The sequence below is a fragment of the Clostridium polyendosporum genome (genome assembly GCF_018332455.1).
GTDB lineage: Bacteria > Bacillota > Clostridia > Clostridiales > Clostridiaceae > Clostridium_AY > Clostridium_AY polyendosporum.
Genome location: NZ_BOPZ01000010.1, coordinates 14,620 through 32,704, shown reverse-complemented (window position 1 = coordinate 32,704; position 18,085 = coordinate 14,620). Strand labels below are relative to the sequence as shown.

Here is an 18,085-nt window from a genome sequence, read left to right as displayed (position 1 = left end):
TAGTTAAATCATATAGTGCTCAACGTCAACCTAATAGTATATAAACAAAATCCTAAATTGAAAATTTAAGTAACCTTAATCCAACTTATTTCATAAATATATAAGATAGTGAGTAAGTGGAGAAAAATATCGTGTTCAATGAAAAAAGTAACATACTAAAAAAAGTCTTTCTTCCTAAAGACACAGGATCTCACCTCTGTTCAAACCTAGAATGGTGGTACTGTTTTGCTTTTTTAGATGGTAATGCAGGAAGCAAATATGCAGTAGTAATTTCCTTCTTTAACGTAGGTTATATCCCATTTTTAAAGGGACGCTACTTAATATTTTCACTTATTAATTTAAAAGACAACTCCCGAAAAAACTTTTCATTCTTAAATAAAAATCTAGTTTGTAATTTAAATTCAATGTTCATTCCTTATTACCTGCTTCATTGTACTTTAAACAAGAAACTTTGGAGAATATATCAGGATTATATAAAACTAAACATTTCCCCTGACCAATTAATGGAACCTACATTAATAGAAAAAGACCCTACTCGCTTAATATACAGAGAAAATTCACTTGAATTTATAGATGAAAAAAGTGGCCAATTTAATGTCCATATAAAGGAACAGGGACTTGATATTAACTTGATATTCACACCTACCAAACCTGCCGCCTTAATTGGTGGAGATGGTAAACCTGATGAATTGTACTACTACTCATTTACAAATAATGAGGTACATGGATCAATCGTCAAAAACAATCTAGAGGAAAATGTGTCCGGAAGTGGTTGGTTTGATCATCAATGGGGGTTTTCAAAAGGACTGATTATAAAAACCGGTTGGAATTGGTTTGGGCTTCAATTAGACGATGGTCGTGAACTTGTTATCAACGAGTTCCGTTCAATTAAAACAGGCAAAACATTTTCACCACTGGCCAATCTTATTGAAAAAGACGGAAGTCTAAAATTTACAACCAATGTCTGCATTAAGCCTAGAAGCTTCTGGAAAAGTCCCGATACGGGGGTCGTTTATCCACAAAATTGGTCCATCTTAATACCTGAATTCTCAATGAATGTAAAAATATCACCAAATTTTCCTGAACAAGAAATGCCTGTCGTATTTCCTCTTCAGGCTATATGGGAAGGTGCCTGTTCTGTATCAGTTAGAGAAGCGCTGCCAAATAACTCAATAAAATTAACTAGGGGTAAAGGGTTTATGGAATTGGTGGGATATGCAAACTTCAAATGCAAAACAACTGAATAAAGATAAACAACTTCAATCTTTAAACAATTCATGTTTAATAAAATTTAATAGGCATCGAGCCTATTAAATTTGAGCCAGATTTCACTTTGTGAAATGGCAGCAAATAACCTCGACATGCAATGCTTTTTCATGAATTATAAGTTAATCAAGTCCATCCGTTAGAATTAAAATGGATGGACTTTGCATTATTAATATGTATATTCTCAATTTTCTTTTATATTAAAGAGAGAAGAAAAAATAAAAAAAAGAAATCTTTTTAACAAGAAAAAAACATAAAAACATATAGAAAACATGCAGATTTACAAACTTTCCTGCCCCTTTTCAACCTATATTTCACAAGAACAATTCCTCCTTTCCTCAAACTCCAATAAACTGAAATATAAAAAGACTACCTAAATTTAGATAGCCCTTAATCACTACATTTTCACTCTTTTAATCCTTTTTAACATAGAATTTATAAGTTGTTTCTTTAGCATATTCCTCATTATCTCTTAAAATTGAATATTCAATAAAGCTGTTATTTCTTCCAATAGGAGGACTTTGGGTTTCGAAACAAATAGCATCTCTCTTTTCAGCTTTTCTTCCTGTAAATAGTAGTTCTTCATCAGGAAAATTCATAGAATACACTACTACAGAAACTTGATCAGTATATATATCTAAAGCTCTTCCTGAAGCTTCATGGTATATGTGTACTTTGCAGTTATCATTTTTATTTAAAAACCAAGTGTGATCATAGCCACATCCTATCTTTATCTGTTCACACTCCTTATCTATATCCTGTCCTATTTTTTTTATTGTTGTAAAGTCAAAGGGAGTTTTTTCTACATTTAATAATTTCCCCGTTGGTACCTGTGTTGAATCTAATTCTAATAAATAATCACTATCTATATATAGTGAATGATTTAAGATATTTTCTTTTGCGTTACCACTTAAATTAAAATAAGAATGATTTGTTAGATTAACTAATGTGGTTTTATCACTAACACCTTTATACCTTATAATTAATTCATTATTATTTGTAACCATATATTGTATTTCTACTTTTAAATTTCCAGGATAATTTTCTTCACCATCAACACTTATATAACTGAGATTAAGGATTGCTTTATCACCTTCTACAAAGGTTTTACCTTTCCAAAACTTTTTACTGAAACCTATATTACCTCCGTGTCCTTGGTGTACATCATAATTCTTGTTAAAAACTATAGTATCTCCGTTTAACTCTATTTTTCCTTCACATATTCTTCCTGACGTTCTTCCAATCGTAGCGCCAAAGTAGGAAGGATTTGTCTCATAAGTACATAAATTCTTATACTTTAAAACTACATTTTCTAAAACACCATTTTTATCTGGTGCTAAAATATCTGTAATAATTCCACCATAGTTTAGTATATTAACCTGAAAACCATGATCATTTACAAGTTCATAACTTATAATATCCTTGTTTTGTATCTTTCCAATTACCTTATTTTCTATTCTCATGATACCACCTACAATCAACTAATAAATTTATTTTTAAGATTTTTTTCTTTTTTAAAATTAAAAGAGTAGCAAAGGGTGTGGGGTGAATTTTGCTACTCTTAGGGTTTTATATATTTAATGAAAGGATCTGCTAAATAAAAAGATATATTAAATTAAGTTAACTTTTTAAATAAACATAAACTTAATTGGCATCATCGCCCATTACTTCTTTATAGTTGTCTTTTGTTACTACTGTTGCATCAACAGCTGTTTCCATTGGGATCTCTTTACCATTTAAGATTTTTTCCATCATTAACTTAGCTGAGTTACCTCCTACATCATTAGATGAGAAGTATGTTGCTGCCTTCATAGCTGAAGAGCTTTTCTTAAATTCATCTTTTGCTAAGTAAGCACCGATACCTATTACACAAGATTCATTGTCTAAACCAGCTTGTTCTAATGCTCTTGTAGCACCAACTGCTCCTTCTTCATTAGCACTCATAACCATCCATTTTTTAATCTCTGGATGTGCTGTAAAAATTGCAGCTGCGGAACTAAAACCTTTATCCGTTTGTCCATCATAATCAGCTTTGAAAATCTTTGAATCTGGGTAATTAGGAAGTACTTCTTTAAACTTGTCCAGTTCACCATTAGTTCTTGGCACACAGCTAGATACAGTATCCATAGTTAATACAAGAACTCCTGCCTGATTATCATTTTCTAATTTATTTTCTTTAATATAATTAGCTAGCCATTCACCGTTTGTTTGACCAATTTTATATGCATTTATGCCAACCCATGGCGCTATTTTATTACCACTTTCATCTTGTAGAGCATCATCAGCAGCAATAACTGGTATATTAGCATCTTTCAACTTATCTACAGTAACCTGTGATAACTTTTGATCTGGTATACAAGTTATTACTCCATCAACCTTTTGAGCTATAACGTTATCAATTGCCTGAAGATACGTGTCTGGATTCATCTTAGCATCAATGAGTTGATATTCACTTGCTCCCATTGATTTAGCCATTTTTTCTGCTGCCTTGCCTTCGTTTATAAACCATACTTGGTCTCCAGCCTTATATATACCTGCAATTACTACCTTTTTATTATCTCCTCCTGATGAAGTTTCCTGTGAAGATGGATTTGCTCCACATCCCACAAACATAGAACTTACCAGTAAAGTACCTATTAATAAACCTAAAGTCTTTTTTCTCATAATTAAATCCTCCCCTGTTCTTTATAAATAAGAATTGTTAATTTAATTATAGATACACAACTTCATAACTGAACTTATAATTCATGAAAAAGCATTGCATGTCGAGGTTATTTGCTGCCATTTCACAAAGTGAAATCTGGCTCAAATTTAATAGGCTCGATGCCTATTAAATTTTATTAAACATGAATTGTTTAAAGATTGAAGTTGTTTATCTTTATCAAATCTAGCTATAGAATAATTTATCTAAATTTATGTTCTATCATTTAGCTATTTTAAGAAATCTGCTGCACTGCTATACTATTTGGGCTAGTAGTAGTATTAGACATACTCTGTGCTAATAATTTCTTTTCTCTATTTTTCTTTCTTAAGTAGTCAAATGCTAATGCAATAACTAATAGTAATCCTCTTGCTATATACTGCCAGAATACTGGAACATTAAGCATAATTAATCCTGTATTAAAACCTTGTAATATTAAGACACCTAATACAGTACCAAATATAGTACCAACACCACCACTAAATGCAGTTCCACCTAAAACTGCTGCTGTGATTGCATCGAATTCAAGACCATTTGCAGCAGCTGGTTGTCCAGAACTCATACGTGCTGCTAGTATAAATCCACCTAATGTTGATAGTGCTCCAGTAATCATAAATAGAATAGTTGTTATTCTTTGAGGATTTAAACCAGCAAGTCTTGCAGCTTCCTTGTTTCCACCTATAACATATACACTTCTTCCAAACCTTGTCTTAGCTAATAAAACTCCAAATACTACAAATGCTAATATTAATATAATTACAGGCATTGGAATACCTAAAAATCTGTTTTTACCAAAGTTAATAACAGTTTGATTCGCTATATAAACAGGTTTACCATCACAAATTATATAAGCAACACCTCTTAGTATAGACATCGTTGCCAATGTGGATATAAAAGGTTCTAGTTTTATCTTATTTACACCTAATGCATTTACATAACCTAAGAAAACTCCTGATGCAATTACAACTATTAAAGTTACTCCAAGGTTAACCCCTTTTGATAACAAAACGGCAGCTAAAACACTGGCAAAAGCAGCTACGGAACCTGCTGACAGATCAATCATACCAGCAATAATCAAATATGTTTCCCCAATAGCTACTAATCCAGTAAGAGATGCTGCTATTAGTATGTTCATCATATTTGTATTGCTAAAGTAATTTTTATTAAAAAATGAGAAAATCATAACGATTACAATTAGTGCAATAATAAGACCTATCTTATCATTTGGGATTTTAGACATAAACTTTTTATTATTACTCATATTAATTTCCACCTTCCTCTAACATTGCATATTCAAGTAGTTTATCCTCTGTCGCATCCTTTCTAGCAAATTCACCAGTTATATTTCCTGATTTCATGACAATGATTCTATCACTCAATCCAATTACTTCTGGCAGTTCAGATGATATTAGTATGACACCCATCCCCTCCTTAGCAACATCATTTATTAGATTATAAAATTCAGATTTAGCTCCAATATCTATACCTTTAGTAGGCTCGTCCAAAATAAGAACCTTCGGATTAGTAGCAAGCCACCTGGCCACAATCGCCTTTTGCTGGTTACCCCCACTTAACTCGATTATCTTTTTTTCTGGACTAGATGTTTTAACTTTGAATTTTTTAATTGCCTCTTCTGCAATAGTATCTTCTTGTTTTTTATTTATAAAACCTAATTTATTAATAAGATTATCTAATATTGAAATACTGATATTTTCACCTACACTCATGTTAGGTAATATCCCCTGAGTTTTTCTATCTTCTGGAACCAAAACTATTCCATTTTTCATGGCTTCCTTTGGCGACTTACTTATAACGTCTTTTCCTTCTAGTATAACTTCACCAGACTTTACAGCATCAGCTCCTATTATAGCTCTCATAATTTCTGTTCTTCCTGCTCCAACTAGACCAGAAAATCCTAGAACTTCTCCTTTTCTAAGTTTAAAGGAAATATCTTTTACGGAATCTGAAGATAGGTTTTTAACCTCAAGTAAAGTATCACCAATTTTCTTATTCCTATCTAAATTATTAAATATGTCACCTAAATCCCTGCCAACCATCATCTTAATAAGTTCCTTTTGTGATACCTCACCCTTCTTAACAGTAGTCACATATCTTCCATCTTTAAAAATAGCTATTTTATCTGCTAATTCATCTAGCTCTTTCATTCTATGGGATACATATATAATAATTTTGTTTTCTTTCTTAAGCTTTTCTATAGTTTTAAAGAGAATCTCTATTTCACTATCGCATAAACTTGCAGTAGGTTCATCAAAGGCTATTACTTTTAACTCTTCTCTACTATATGCTTTCATTATTTCTACCATTTGCTGATGAGCAATGCTAATGTCCTTTACTTTACTTCTAGGATCCATTGGCAACCCAAACTCATCAATTATTTTCTGTGCCATAGAATATAGTTCTTGAGTATCTATTAATCCGTTTTTCCCTACTGGCAATCTTCCTAAAAAAATATTTTCTGCAACACTAAGTTCCATTAGAACTTGTCTTTCTTGATAAATTACACTTATACCAGCATCTATGGCTTCTTTAGGATTATTAAAATGCTTTACTTCTCCATTAAGCAAGTATTCACCACTAGTTGGCTGGTAATCACCATTTAGTGTCTTTAACAGTGTAGACTTTCCTGCTCCATTTTCTCCTAAAAAGGCTAGCACTTCTCCACTTTCCACCTTAAAACTAACGTTGTCTAAAGCTTTTACTCCTGGGAAGTACTTCGTTATATTTCTAAACTCTAATACATTGTTCATATCTTTCACCTCTATTAAAGTAAGTTCTGTAAGATTACATTAATAATTAAATTAGTTCACCGTTAACCTTAATATTTATAAATCAAATCAGTACTAATCCACCTCCCATTCATATTTATATTTTAGGAATAAAATATCCGAAAGGACTTCTTTCTAAATTGCTTCATCCAGTACTTTCCTGTAAGTTTTCCCTGATCTTTAATTAAATTATAATGTAATCGTTTATCTGAGAATAATACCAAATATTAACCTTTTTTATAAAATATTAACCTAATTTATAAAACCAAACTAAAACTTTTATGGTAATATTTTTAATGTTATAATTTATTGGGGTGATATAGTGAAGACAATAAGAATTACTAAGATAAGAAATAGAATAACAATATACTTTTCCATAATAATACTTGCGTTAGTGTTAGTGATTACCTCATCTATAAGTTTTATATTTTCACAAGAAATAGTTAAACAATATAATAATGTTACAAAAGAAAAGATAATTGTAGTATCAAAAATGCTTAACGAAAACTTAGATTCTATACGGCATGACTCTTATATGATTCAAAATGACAAGAATGTTTATGAATTTATGACCAAAATCAATAGCAATAAATACGATAAAGCAATAAATGATATTGAATTTTCAAATGCGCTATCTCAATACTGTAGATGGAGCAATTACATAATTTCGATTATTCCTTTAACAATTGACAAAAAAATAGTGGATCCTCTTTATTCAAGGTATCCCTACAATAAATTGATATATGAAAATAAGGAATTGGATAATTTTATAGAAAGTGGTTATTCAAATAAGTTTTCACTACCTAATACTTTTCCATTAAATTATACGAATCCCGATTACGAGAAAAAAACAACTATAACTTATTTCTCTAGATATTTGGACAAGAAAAATTATACTCCTATAGGTTATCTTATGTTGAACATTAAGAAGAAAAATTTATTTAAAAATATAGATACCTATTGTGAAGGTGTTTTTGATAGTACTTTTATAGTTGATAGAAACGGGAATCTTATATATAAAGTAGGCGCTATCCCCTATAACAATGCACTTCTTGAAAAGGTTAACAATGATAAGATAAAAATAAACAATAAAACCTACATTGAATTTAATAGTGTCATAGAAAGTTATCCCGATTGGAGAATAATAGGATTAATCTCTTTAGAGTCCCTAACAAAGAACTTAAATATCATTAGAAACTTAGTTTATTTCATCGGTATTTTTAGTATCATAATAGTAATTTTCATAAGTCATAGAACTTCAAGAAAAATAACAGATCCTATATATGATATAACAAAAGCAATGAATATGTTTGAAAGAGGCCACTGGCCACATAAATTAGAATCTAAAACTGAAGATGAGCTTAAATACCTGGTTAATAGCTTTAATAGGATGGTTACTAGTATAAAAAACTTAATAGAACAAATATATAGAGAAGAAGAAGAGAATAAAAAATTAGAAGTGGAATCTATGAAAACTCAATTAGATTTATTACAATCACAAATAAACCCGCATTTTATACACAATACATTAAATACTATAAATTATTTAGCCATGAAAAATAATCAAGTGGAAATACGAGAAATGATTCAATCATTTAACATGTTACTAAGACAAAGTATATCTACAAATAAAAAGCTTATAACTATAAAAGAAGAACTTAAATGTGTAGAGAATTATTTAAATATACAGAAGTATCGATATGGAGACATAGTAAAATTAATATATACTATACCGAAAGAATTGGAGACATGCCTTATACCTAAACTCATACTTCAACCTCTTATTGAAAACTCTCTTTATCATGGAATTGTACCTAAAAGTTTTTCCGGAACCATTAGGGTAGATATATTACCTCAAAAAGATTTTATAAATATACGAGTAATAGATGATGGAATAGGAATATCCAAACACAAAGTTAACCATGAAGGTTCCAACGGTATTAGCCTCACTAATGTCAGCGAAAGGCTTAGGCTGTACTTTGGAAGTGAATATAAGTTAAATATATACAGCAAGAGCGGCATAGGAACTTGTATAGAATTTAACATCCCATATATTTACTAAAAACATAATAAAGGAGCGTGTTTAGATGTATAAAGTTATGGTTGTTGATGATGAAAAACCGGCAAGGGAAATTCTTTCATATATCATAAATTGGGAAAATACTGATTTTGAGATAGCATGTTATGCATCAAATGGTAAAGAGGCCTTGGATAAATATATTGATATAAAACCTGATCTTATAATTACAGATATACAAATGCCTGTTATGAACGGTCTAGACCTAATAGAAGAAATACAAAAAATAAATAAGAGTCAAAAGTTTTTAATACTAAGTTGTTATGAGGATTTTACTTATGCTCAAAGAGCTATGAAAATGGGTGTAACAGATTATTTAATAAAAGACTTAATATCTTCCAATGACTTATATGGCATACTTTCCAAAACAAAAAGTGAACTAGAGAGTTTAAATAATATATATAGGGAAAATAGCACTACTAAAAAGGAGTCTAACCTATTAAGCTTACTAGAAGAACATAAAGATATAGCACTAAGAAAGCTTATATTTAACTATTTAACTGAAGAAGAGTGTTATAAGCTTATTGAGAATTTTAACCTTAATTTAAAAGGAAAGCTTTACGCGCTGTTTTTCATACAAATAGATAATTTTTTTAAACATATAGAAAACGAAGATTTTTATCAAAAAAAACTCAATGAAATTGTTGAAACTATTAATGGAGTTATAGAAGACTTTAACATTGGCGAAAGCTTTTATAGCGATAATGGTGAGTTTACAGCTATTATACAGCTAACTCCTACTAATAGCCAAGCTGACATAATAAATGAATGCTATTATTTAGCACAAGAAATAAAAAGAAGAGTTTCTCTGATATATGATATCAGCTTAACAATAAGTATAAGCTCAACATTCAAAAAACTTTCTGGAATGAAAAAATATAGGGATGAGGTATTTAAACTTTCTAAAATGAAGGTATTCTTAGGAACTGGAAAAATCATTTTAAACAATACCTTTGTTAGAAACTTTAATTTAGATACTAATATATTAGATAAAAGAATTAACTCTATTAGCAAGGCTATCGAAGAAAGTGATATAGCTAAATTAGAATCTGAAATAACATATTTATATAATAATGACGTAAAAGGATTTATGCAGTTTAATTATCTCAATTATATAAATTCATCTCTTTTAGATTTAATAATAAAAACTTGTAATATATATACCATAAACTATACTGAAATTTTTTCATGTTCTTATATACCTATAGAAACTCTATCATCAAAGGAAACTGTTGAAGAAATAAGCAGCTGGTTTATTGAAGTATTCACTAAAATAATTAAGATTAAATATAATACTTCTTCAAAAAATAAATATAGCAAAAGGGTGTCAGACTCAATAGATTATATAAATAAAAATTTAAGCAACTACTCTCTAAGCTTAACAGATATAGCGGATTATATTAATGTTCATAAAGTTTACCTGTGTAGAATATTTAAAGAAGAAACAGGTGAAAATGTCACACAATATATTTTAAAAGCTAGAATCGAGAAATCTAAGGAATTGATTTTATCAACTAACTATAAACTCTATGAAATATCGGAAAAGTTAGGATTTACTAGCCCTCAACAGTTTAGTATCTTATTTAAAAAAGTTACAGGCATTACTCCAAATCAATTTAGAGATTCTAAATTTTAATAAAGTTTATATATAACTTACAATAATTATTGGCTAACACTATTCTTTATGTTAAGCTAACAATCAATATTAAAGAGGTAGGAAAATTTAATATGAACAAAAAAATATTTTTTATAATAATTACAATTGTTATTATTATAGGTGTATTTAATGCTAATATAAATTACAAGCAAAATAATAAAGTAAGTAAAAAACCAGACATTGTCATTGCTATTATATATAAGACGCTGGATGAATCCTGGTTTGAAGAAGAAGGAAAAGCAGCCAAAAATCAAGCGTTAAAAATGAGTGCAACGGATGTTATTACAATAGATGCTAGAATGAATCCTGATGTATATTTGTCAGCTTTAGATAACTTAATTACTCAAAAAGTAAGTGGAATACTGGTGTGCATTCCTGATCAAAAACTAAGTAAAATTACTGTTGATAGATGTAAAAAATCAAATATTCCTGTTATCGCATGCGATGATCCTCTTACAGATGACAAAGGTAATTACTTAGCTCCTTTTGTAGGAATAGATGCCACCCAAATTGGACAAGATATAGCCAATTATCTAGTGGATTATCTAAACACAAACAATAAGTTAGATGAGCTTCACTCATCTGGACTTTTACTTATGACAATGGATTCTGTATCAAGCTGTATTCCTAGAACTGAAGGACAATTAGAAACTTTTACAAAAAGACTGCCTAATTTTCCAAAGGAAAACATCTTTAGAGCAGATTATAATGGAGAAGCTGAAAAAGCCTTTAATTCTGCAGCTTCTACCATAATTAATAATAAAAATATAAAAAATTGGTTTGTCATGTCTGCTAATGAAGAAGGATGCACTGGAGCCATAAGAGCCTTAGAGCAATCAGGACTTGCTAAAGATGCTATAGCAATTGGCTTAGGAGAATCAATAGCAAAGTATGAATTTGAAAAAGAAATTTCAGGGTTTCTAGCCTCTGCATATATAAATCCTACTGAAGTAGGTGAAACTGCTGCTAAAGAGCTTATGGAAAATCTATTATTTGAAAAAAAGATACCTGATAAATATTTAATAAGGGATAAAATAATTACTCGAGATAACTATAAAAACTTAATGTTAAAATAAGAATTGAAGTTTGTTTATCTTTAATAATTTCATACAAAAAAAGGAATTGTTATTCACACAATAATAATTCCTTTTTTCAAGCAAAAAATTACTACAAACGTTTCCATGCTTATCTATAAACCACTAAAGTTTTCCTTCTTCTAAATCTTTTTCCAAAAATTCCTATAGCATTTTGACATATTATGGTATAATGGTAATTGTTTATAAATTTAGATATGAAAACAAATCAATATCTAATCCAAGGAGGACGATAAATTGAATAAAAAAGCGTTATTTGCTATTATGATGTTAACATTAACTGTCACTATAAATTGTAATGCTTTTGCTGCGCCAAACACTGCTCAATCAACTGAATTAGAGCAAACTCAAGATGCTAAAAAAGATATACAGGCAAAGGTTCAAGAATTGGACAAAGAAATTGATGAAGTATTAAAGAAAATTGATAGCAACAAAAAGGATATGAATATAATTGCTGAAAATATTAAAAATACACAAATTAAATTAGAATCCGCAGAAACCGATCTAAAAGCACATGAAGAATTGTCAAAAACAAGACTGAGAGCTATGTATAAAAGTGATGTGAAGAATAAATATCTTGAAATAATTTTATCATCCAGCAGTTTAAGTGATTTTACATCAAGAGTAAACATGATTACAAAAGTAATAGAGATGGATAAAAATATTATTGCTAAAGCAAAAGAACAACAACAAGCTATATTAAAGCAAAAAGAAGACTTAAATTATGAGAATAGTAAATTAGAATCTTTAAAGTCAAGCAATGAAAGTACTCTAGCTAAATTGAGTAATGATATAAAAGAACAAAAAAACCTTCTTGATAAAGTAACTGCAAAAGAAAATGAATTAATAGCTGCTGAAAAAGCAAAAGAGTTAGCTTCTAATAATAATAGCAGTAATAATAGCAGTAATAATAGTAGTAATAATAGTAGTAATAATAACAGCAATAATAATACAAACTCTACAAGTAGTATTATATCTCGTGGTGCATCAAACTCCATTTCATATTCAAAGGTACTACGTATGGAAGCAACTGCATATTCTGACCATGGTATTACAGCATCAGGAGCTGTAACAAAAAGAAATCCAGATGGCTATAGTACTATAGCTGTAGACCCTAGAGTTATACCACTAGGATCCAAGGTTTATGTAGAAGGATACGGTTATGCTATTGCAGAAGATACTGGTGGAGCTATTAAAGGGAATATAATAGATCTGTTTTTAACATCAAACTCTGAAGCACTAGCTTGGGGAAGAAGATCTGTGAATGTTTATATACTAAACAAGTAAAGCTAGAAGCTTACTTCTAGCACTCTATATCTATCTAAAATTTTTATTTAACTGTATTTAAGGGACCTTATCTAAGAAAAAGCTGTTGATATGATGTCAACAGCTTTTTGTTCTTATTGTTTATTATCATTCCACGAAGTAAAATTACAGCAAATAGTCTCCACATGTGGATCATCTTTAGCATATTAATTATCTTTCTTGACACTTAAATTTACTATCTTTGCATCCTTTATATAATCATTTATTATTTTTCTTGAAATATTGAACCAACTTATACACTCATCAAGTATTATAGAGTCAGTAGTTACAACTCTCTCCATTTTAGCCAAAATAGGATCTGCATTTGGTACCAGCTCAACCTCTGTTGCAAAATTCCAACACTCCCCATGCTGCAGTATTCTAGTTTTAAGCCTACCAGAATTTGAAACTGGAGCATCAAGAAAAAACCTTACATGTGGTGCTTTAAGCTCATTAAACATTTTTCCAATCAACTCAAGGGATTTATCAGTCTTATCGATAAGACGATAAGTACCTCTCAGCCCTGCTAGATCTCTTATGGTTCCATCATTTCCAAGTATCAATGTTCCCCCTGAAAGAGCAACTTCTAGAGTTATAATTAAATTGAATCCATCTATATATATGATTCCATCTTTTACAGCTAAATATGGAAGAAGAGTTAAGTTTCGTTTTTCATATTTATCTTTTATACTTGTTGAACGCTTTAATGCATCCCTTTGACGTGCTGAAAACTGATATTTTCCACCAACAAGATCCATAACTGCATTTACATTATAGCCTCTATTAAGAAGCCATTCTATTTCCTCTTGGGCAATCTGCATTTTAGAAACAGATTCTTCTGAAAACCACTTATCATCTTCTATATTAAAGCCCCTTCTTGCTACTCTTCTTGTTGATATTTCACAATTGCATTTATCCTCATTCTTTTGTTCTTCTAATTTCCATACTTCATCTATTTGACTTCCTATTTTATTATTTAAAAAATATTTTTCATCAAAACTCAATTAATGCACCCTCTTAAAGCTTTAAATATTCGTATTTATTATTAAGATAATTTTTTTGTATTAAGTGTTTACTTACCATTAAATTAATATTAAAAATAAAATAACTTTCAGACTTATTTTATAATACCCAAAATCCATACTAGTCTATACAAGTTTAAAATCACGATAAACATTTGTCGTAATTATCTCTAAATTACTATAGTTTCCTTTCCTTCATAACCCAATTTCCACATTTTGTGCAATTTCAGTGTATTTTATGTTATAATAATATTTATCAATAAATTCAAAGTATAAAAATAAGTTGATATTTAATCCAAGGAGGAATATAAATTGAATAAAAAAGCGTTATTTGGTATTCTGATGCTAGTGTTAAGTATCACTATAAATTGTAATGCTTTTGCTGCATCAAGCACTGAGGAATCAACTGAATTAAAGCAAACTCAAGATACGAAAAAAGATGTACAGGCAAAAGCCCAACAATTGGACAAGGAAATTGATGCTGTACTAAAGAAAATTGATACCAACAAAAAAAATATGAATGCAATTGCTAGAGATATTAAAAATACACAGATTAAATTAGAAGCTGCAGAAAATGACTCAAAAGCGCATGAAGAATTGTTGAATACAAGACTAAGAGCTGTGTATAAAAATGATGTAAATAATACATATATTGGAATGATTTTATCATCCAATAGTTTAAGTGATTTTGTATCAAGATTAAATATGATCACAAAAGTAATCGAAATGGATAAAGATATTATTGCTAAAGCAAAAGAACGAAAAAAAGCTATATTAAAACAAAAAGAAGAATTAAATTATGAGAATGCTAAATTGGTATCTTTAAAGGAAAGTAATGAAAGCATTTTAGTAAAATTGAATAATGATATAAACGAACAAAAAGATCTTCTTGATAAAATAACTCAAAAAGAAAAAGAATTAATAGCTGCAAAAAAGGCAAAAGAATTAGCAGAAGCTGCTGAAAAAGAAAAACAACTAACTAGAGAAAAAGAATTAGCTGCAACTGCTGAAAAAGAAAAACAACTAGCTAGAGAAAAAGAATTAGCCGCAACTGCTGAAAAAGAAAAACAGCTAGCTAGGGAAAAAGAACTAGCTGCAGCTGCTGAAAAGGAGAAAATGTTAGCTTCTAACGATAACAATACTACTAATAATAACAGCAATAATAATACAAACTCTACAAGTAGTATCATATCTCGTGGTACACAAAACTCCATTTCCTACTCGAAAGTAATGCAAATGGAAGCAACTGCATATTCATTAGATGGTATTACAGCATTAGGAGTTCCAACCAAAAGAGATCCAAATGGATATAGTACTATAGCTGTAGACCCTAGAGTTATACCACTAGGATCTAAAGTTTATGTGGAAGGATACGGCTATGCTGTTGCAAATGATACTGGTAGTGCTATTAAAGGAAATATCATAGATGTATATTTTCCATCCCAGTCTGAAGCGATAAATTGGGGAAGAAGATCTGTAACTGTCCGTATATTAAACTAAACAACTACCTAAAGCTGAGTAGGCTCGATCCCTACTCAGCTTTATTTACATTTTACTTTCTAAAATGAGAGCAAATCTAGAAGCTGGCTTATAATCAACACCTAGCACCCCTATAGCCGTATAACATATAGGAAAACAAATTCCACCCTTTATTTTACCCGAAAACCAAAATATTACTCAAAAAAAACTATTGACATAAATATTTAATTTATGATATCATTAAAAATTTGATAAATTTATCAATATGTGTTATCCTTAGATATGTGCTATTTTTAAATATGTATCCTATCTTAATGGAGGTGGATTATTTGTTTCAAATCGGTGATAAAATTGTTTATCCAATGCAAGGTGCCGGTATAATTAAAGGAATAGAGGAAAAAGAAATTTCAGGAACAAAACAAACATACTATTTAATACATATACTAAGTAATAAGATGCAAGTGATGATCCCGTCGGAAAAAATATTAAATACGGGGATACGTTTAGTTGTTGATTCTCCTACTCTTGAGGATGTATTACTCAATTTTCAAGGTAAAGAATTATATACAAATGAATCACTAACACATAAAGAAAGATATCAGATTAACATGGATAAAATAAGAACTGGCAGATTAAAAGAAGGTTTCGAAGTAGTACATGATTTGCTGCTTCTAAATAGCAAAAAACCGCTGAATACTAGTGAAAAACAAATGTTAAGCACTGCCCGAAAAATTTTAGTTGGGGAAATGGCCTTAATCAAAGGAATCACTGAAAACCAAGCTGATGATTTGTTAAATGACAGTTTAAATTAATACTATCCTTGTAAAGTCTTTTTTCAAGATTTCATTTTATACTTTATTATATTATAAGATGAAGCCTTGTTTTTCTTTTTTTCTCCTTTTTCTCCTTTTTCTCCTTTTTCTCCTTTTTCTCTTTTTTCTCTTTAATTGCATCAATAAATCCTATTAAACAAAAAAGCTATTGACATGATGTCAACAGCTTTTTTTGTTGTTATTATTTATAGTATAACCACGTTTTCAGCTTGTGGTCCACGATTACCTTCTACAATATCGAAGCTAACTTTTTGACCTTCTTCAAGAGATCTATATCCTTCTCCCTTAATTGCTGAGAAATGTACAAATACATCTTTTCCACCCTCAACTTCGATAAATCCAAATCCTTTTTCTGCGTTAAACCATTTAATTGTTCCTTGATTCATAAAAAAACCTCCAAAAAATTACTATAATATGTTAGTTAATACCTCTATAAAAGCAAAAAAACACATACTATCACGAACTATATATCATTCAAAATATAATCCCTGATAAAATGTGAATTATAGATATCAATACATACTACTTACTTATTTATGGTATCATACCCTTAAACATATAGCAATATATTTTTTACCTATAATCCATTTTACTGATAAGACATATCAACTCTTACTACATTTTAATATTTGTTTCTACTTCTAATATTCCATCAATCTCCCATTAATATACGAACTTTTTTTGTAATTTAATTATTATTATAGTCACAGTTATAGGTACTTGTGAACTACCGCTGAGACAAACAACGGAGGTTTTTGCGCTATTTATATAAAAAACCTATACTTAAACATAGCTAAATGCTAAAATATCTTAAAACAAAAAATAACTTATATAACAATTTTGGAGGATATAATGGATTTCGTTGCAATAGATTTTGAAACAGCTAATGAAAAAAGAAATAGCCCTTGTTCATTGGGTATAACAGTTATAAAAAATAATGAAATAGTAGAAGAGAAGTATTGGTTAATAAAACCAAAAGAAATGAGATTTGCTCCTATGAATATTTGGATACACGGTATTAGAGAAGAAGACGTAGTAAATGCCAAAGAATTTCATGAGCTATGGGATGAACTTCTGCCTTATTTTGATAATACCCTTGTAATTGCACACAATGCTTCTTTTGATATCAGTGTGTTAAGAAAGACATTAGATTTATATAACTTACAGTATCCTAATTTTAATTATTGCTGTACTATGGTAATGTCTAGGAACTTCTTTCCTTATTTAGATAATGCTAAATTAAACACTGTAAATAATCATTTAGGATATGAATTTAAGCACCATCATGCTAGTGCTGATGCAAGTGCCGCTGCAAACATATTATTAAAAATTGGAGAAGAATTAGAAGTAAATACTATTAAAGAATTAACAAAATTAGTTGGAGTAAAGATAGGTAAAGTTTTTGAAAGAAGCTATACATCAGCAGGAACTTTAGGAAGCGGAGTTACATCTGAAAGAATAAATACACCTGCGAAGTCATCAAAAATAAACAACTCATGCTACTCTTCTAAAACTGATTATTTTAAAAATAAGGTTATTGTCTTTACTGGACCACTATCTACTATGTCTAGAATTGATGCAATAGTTTTAATAAAAAAACTTGGTGGTACCGTAGGAAGTTCAGTTACAAAAAATACTAACATCTTGATTACTGGAGTAAAAAATATCGATTTATTAAAGCCACATCAAATGAGTAGTAAATTAAAAAAAGCATCAGAATTAATACAAAAAGGTCAATCCATTGAATTTTTAACAGAGGAAACACTTTTAACAATACTAAAATGATTTATACAGATATATAAAAAGCAGTTGATACTGCCTTCTCAACTGCTTTTTCACATATTATGTATAACTTTATCAAATCT

General features: G+C 29.6%; 14 protein-coding genes. 8 read left to right on the top strand and 6 right to left on the bottom strand.

Annotated features, from left to right (window positions below; all coding sequences use genetic code 11):
- Positions 1–131: 131 nt before the first annotated feature.
- Complete coding sequence (locus CPJCM30710_RS07460) at positions 132–1,247, top strand: lipocalin family protein (protein WP_212903544.1); 1,116 nt, start codon at positions 132–134, stop codon at positions 1,245–1,247.
- A 432-nt stretch (positions 1,248–1,679) separates the two neighbouring features.
- Here CPJCM30710_RS07460 and CPJCM30710_RS07455 read toward each other — a convergent pair whose 3' ends face one another.
- The 4 genes from CPJCM30710_RS07455 to CPJCM30710_RS07440 all read right to left on the bottom strand — a co-directional run bounded on the left by CPJCM30710_RS07455 (position 1,680) and on the right by CPJCM30710_RS07440 (position 6,735).
- Entirely contained in the window at positions 1,680–2,729 is a 1,050-nt protein-coding gene (locus tag CPJCM30710_RS07455) for an aldose epimerase family protein (protein WP_212903543.1), read from the bottom strand.
- A gap of 181 nt (positions 2,730–2,910) precedes the next feature.
- Positions 2,911–3,930: an arabinose ABC transporter substrate-binding protein gene (locus tag CPJCM30710_RS07450; RefSeq protein WP_212903542.1), complete on the bottom strand. Its 1,020-nt coding sequence runs from the start codon at positions 3,928–3,930 to the stop codon at positions 2,911–2,913.
- Positions 3,931–4,202: 272 nt separating this feature from the next.
- Positions 4,203–5,228 (bottom strand): ABC transporter permease, encoded by a 1,026-nt coding sequence (locus tag CPJCM30710_RS07445; RefSeq protein ID WP_212903541.1) that lies wholly within the window; start codon positions 5,226–5,228, stop codon positions 4,203–4,205.
- Position 5,229: 1 nt separating this feature from the next.
- Positions 5,230–6,735 carry a sugar ABC transporter ATP-binding protein gene (locus tag CPJCM30710_RS07440; protein ID WP_212903540.1) on the bottom strand — a complete coding sequence of 502 codons (1,506 nt, stop codon included), beginning with the start codon at positions 6,733–6,735 and terminating at the stop codon, positions 5,230–5,232.
- A 340-nt stretch (positions 6,736–7,075) separates the two neighbouring features.
- Between CPJCM30710_RS07440 and CPJCM30710_RS07435 the strand changes: the two genes are divergently transcribed.
- From CPJCM30710_RS07435 to CPJCM30710_RS07420, 4 genes are all read left to right on the top strand, one after another.
- Positions 7,076–8,815, top strand: coding sequence for a sensor histidine kinase (locus tag CPJCM30710_RS07435; RefSeq protein ID WP_212903539.1), 1,740 nt, complete (start codon positions 7,076–7,078; stop codon positions 8,813–8,815).
- A gap of 25 nt (positions 8,816–8,840) precedes the next feature.
- Positions 8,841–10,466: a response regulator transcription factor gene (locus CPJCM30710_RS07430; protein ID WP_212903538.1), complete on the top strand. Its 1,626-nt coding sequence runs from the start codon at positions 8,841–8,843 to the stop codon at positions 10,464–10,466.
- A 92-nt stretch (positions 10,467–10,558) separates the two neighbouring features.
- On the top strand, positions 10,559–11,563 hold the full coding sequence (locus CPJCM30710_RS07425) for an arabinose ABC transporter substrate-binding protein (RefSeq protein ID WP_212903537.1): 1,005 nt from the start codon (positions 10,559–10,561) through the stop codon (positions 11,561–11,563).
- Positions 11,564–11,818: 255 nt separating this feature from the next.
- Positions 11,819–12,868: a 3D domain-containing protein gene (locus tag CPJCM30710_RS07420; protein WP_212903536.1), complete on the top strand. Its 1,050-nt coding sequence runs from the start codon at positions 11,819–11,821 to the stop codon at positions 12,866–12,868.
- 185 nt (positions 12,869–13,053) lie between these two features.
- Here CPJCM30710_RS07420 and CPJCM30710_RS07415 read toward each other — a convergent pair whose 3' ends face one another.
- On the bottom strand, positions 13,054–13,890 hold the full coding sequence (locus CPJCM30710_RS07415; protein ID WP_308442612.1) for a DUF434 domain-containing protein: 837 nt from the start codon (positions 13,888–13,890) through the stop codon (positions 13,054–13,056).
- Between the two features lie 330 nt (positions 13,891–14,220).
- On the opposite strand from CPJCM30710_RS07415, the gene CPJCM30710_RS18050 reads away from it, so the two are divergent.
- Complete coding sequence (locus CPJCM30710_RS18050) at positions 14,221–15,408, top strand: 3D domain-containing protein (RefSeq protein ID WP_281413961.1); 1,188 nt, start codon at positions 14,221–14,223, stop codon at positions 15,406–15,408.
- Positions 15,409–15,707: 299 nt separating this feature from the next.
- A complete protein-coding gene (locus CPJCM30710_RS07405) occupies positions 15,708–16,199 on the top strand; it encodes a CarD family transcriptional regulator (protein WP_246503492.1) in 492 nt (163 codons plus the stop codon).
- A 206-nt stretch (positions 16,200–16,405) separates the two neighbouring features.
- Here the strand turns inward: CPJCM30710_RS07405 and CPJCM30710_RS07400 are convergent, their stop codons facing one another.
- Entirely contained in the window at positions 16,406–16,606 is a 201-nt protein-coding gene (locus CPJCM30710_RS07400; RefSeq protein WP_212903534.1) for a cold-shock protein, read from the bottom strand.
- Positions 16,607–17,072: 466 nt separating this feature from the next.
- On the opposite strand from CPJCM30710_RS07400, the gene CPJCM30710_RS07395 reads away from it, so the two are divergent.
- Complete coding sequence (locus tag CPJCM30710_RS07395; RefSeq protein WP_212903533.1) at positions 17,073–18,005, top strand: exonuclease domain-containing protein; 933 nt, start codon at positions 17,073–17,075, stop codon at positions 18,003–18,005.
- The last annotated feature ends 80 nt before the right edge of the window (positions 18,006–18,085 follow it).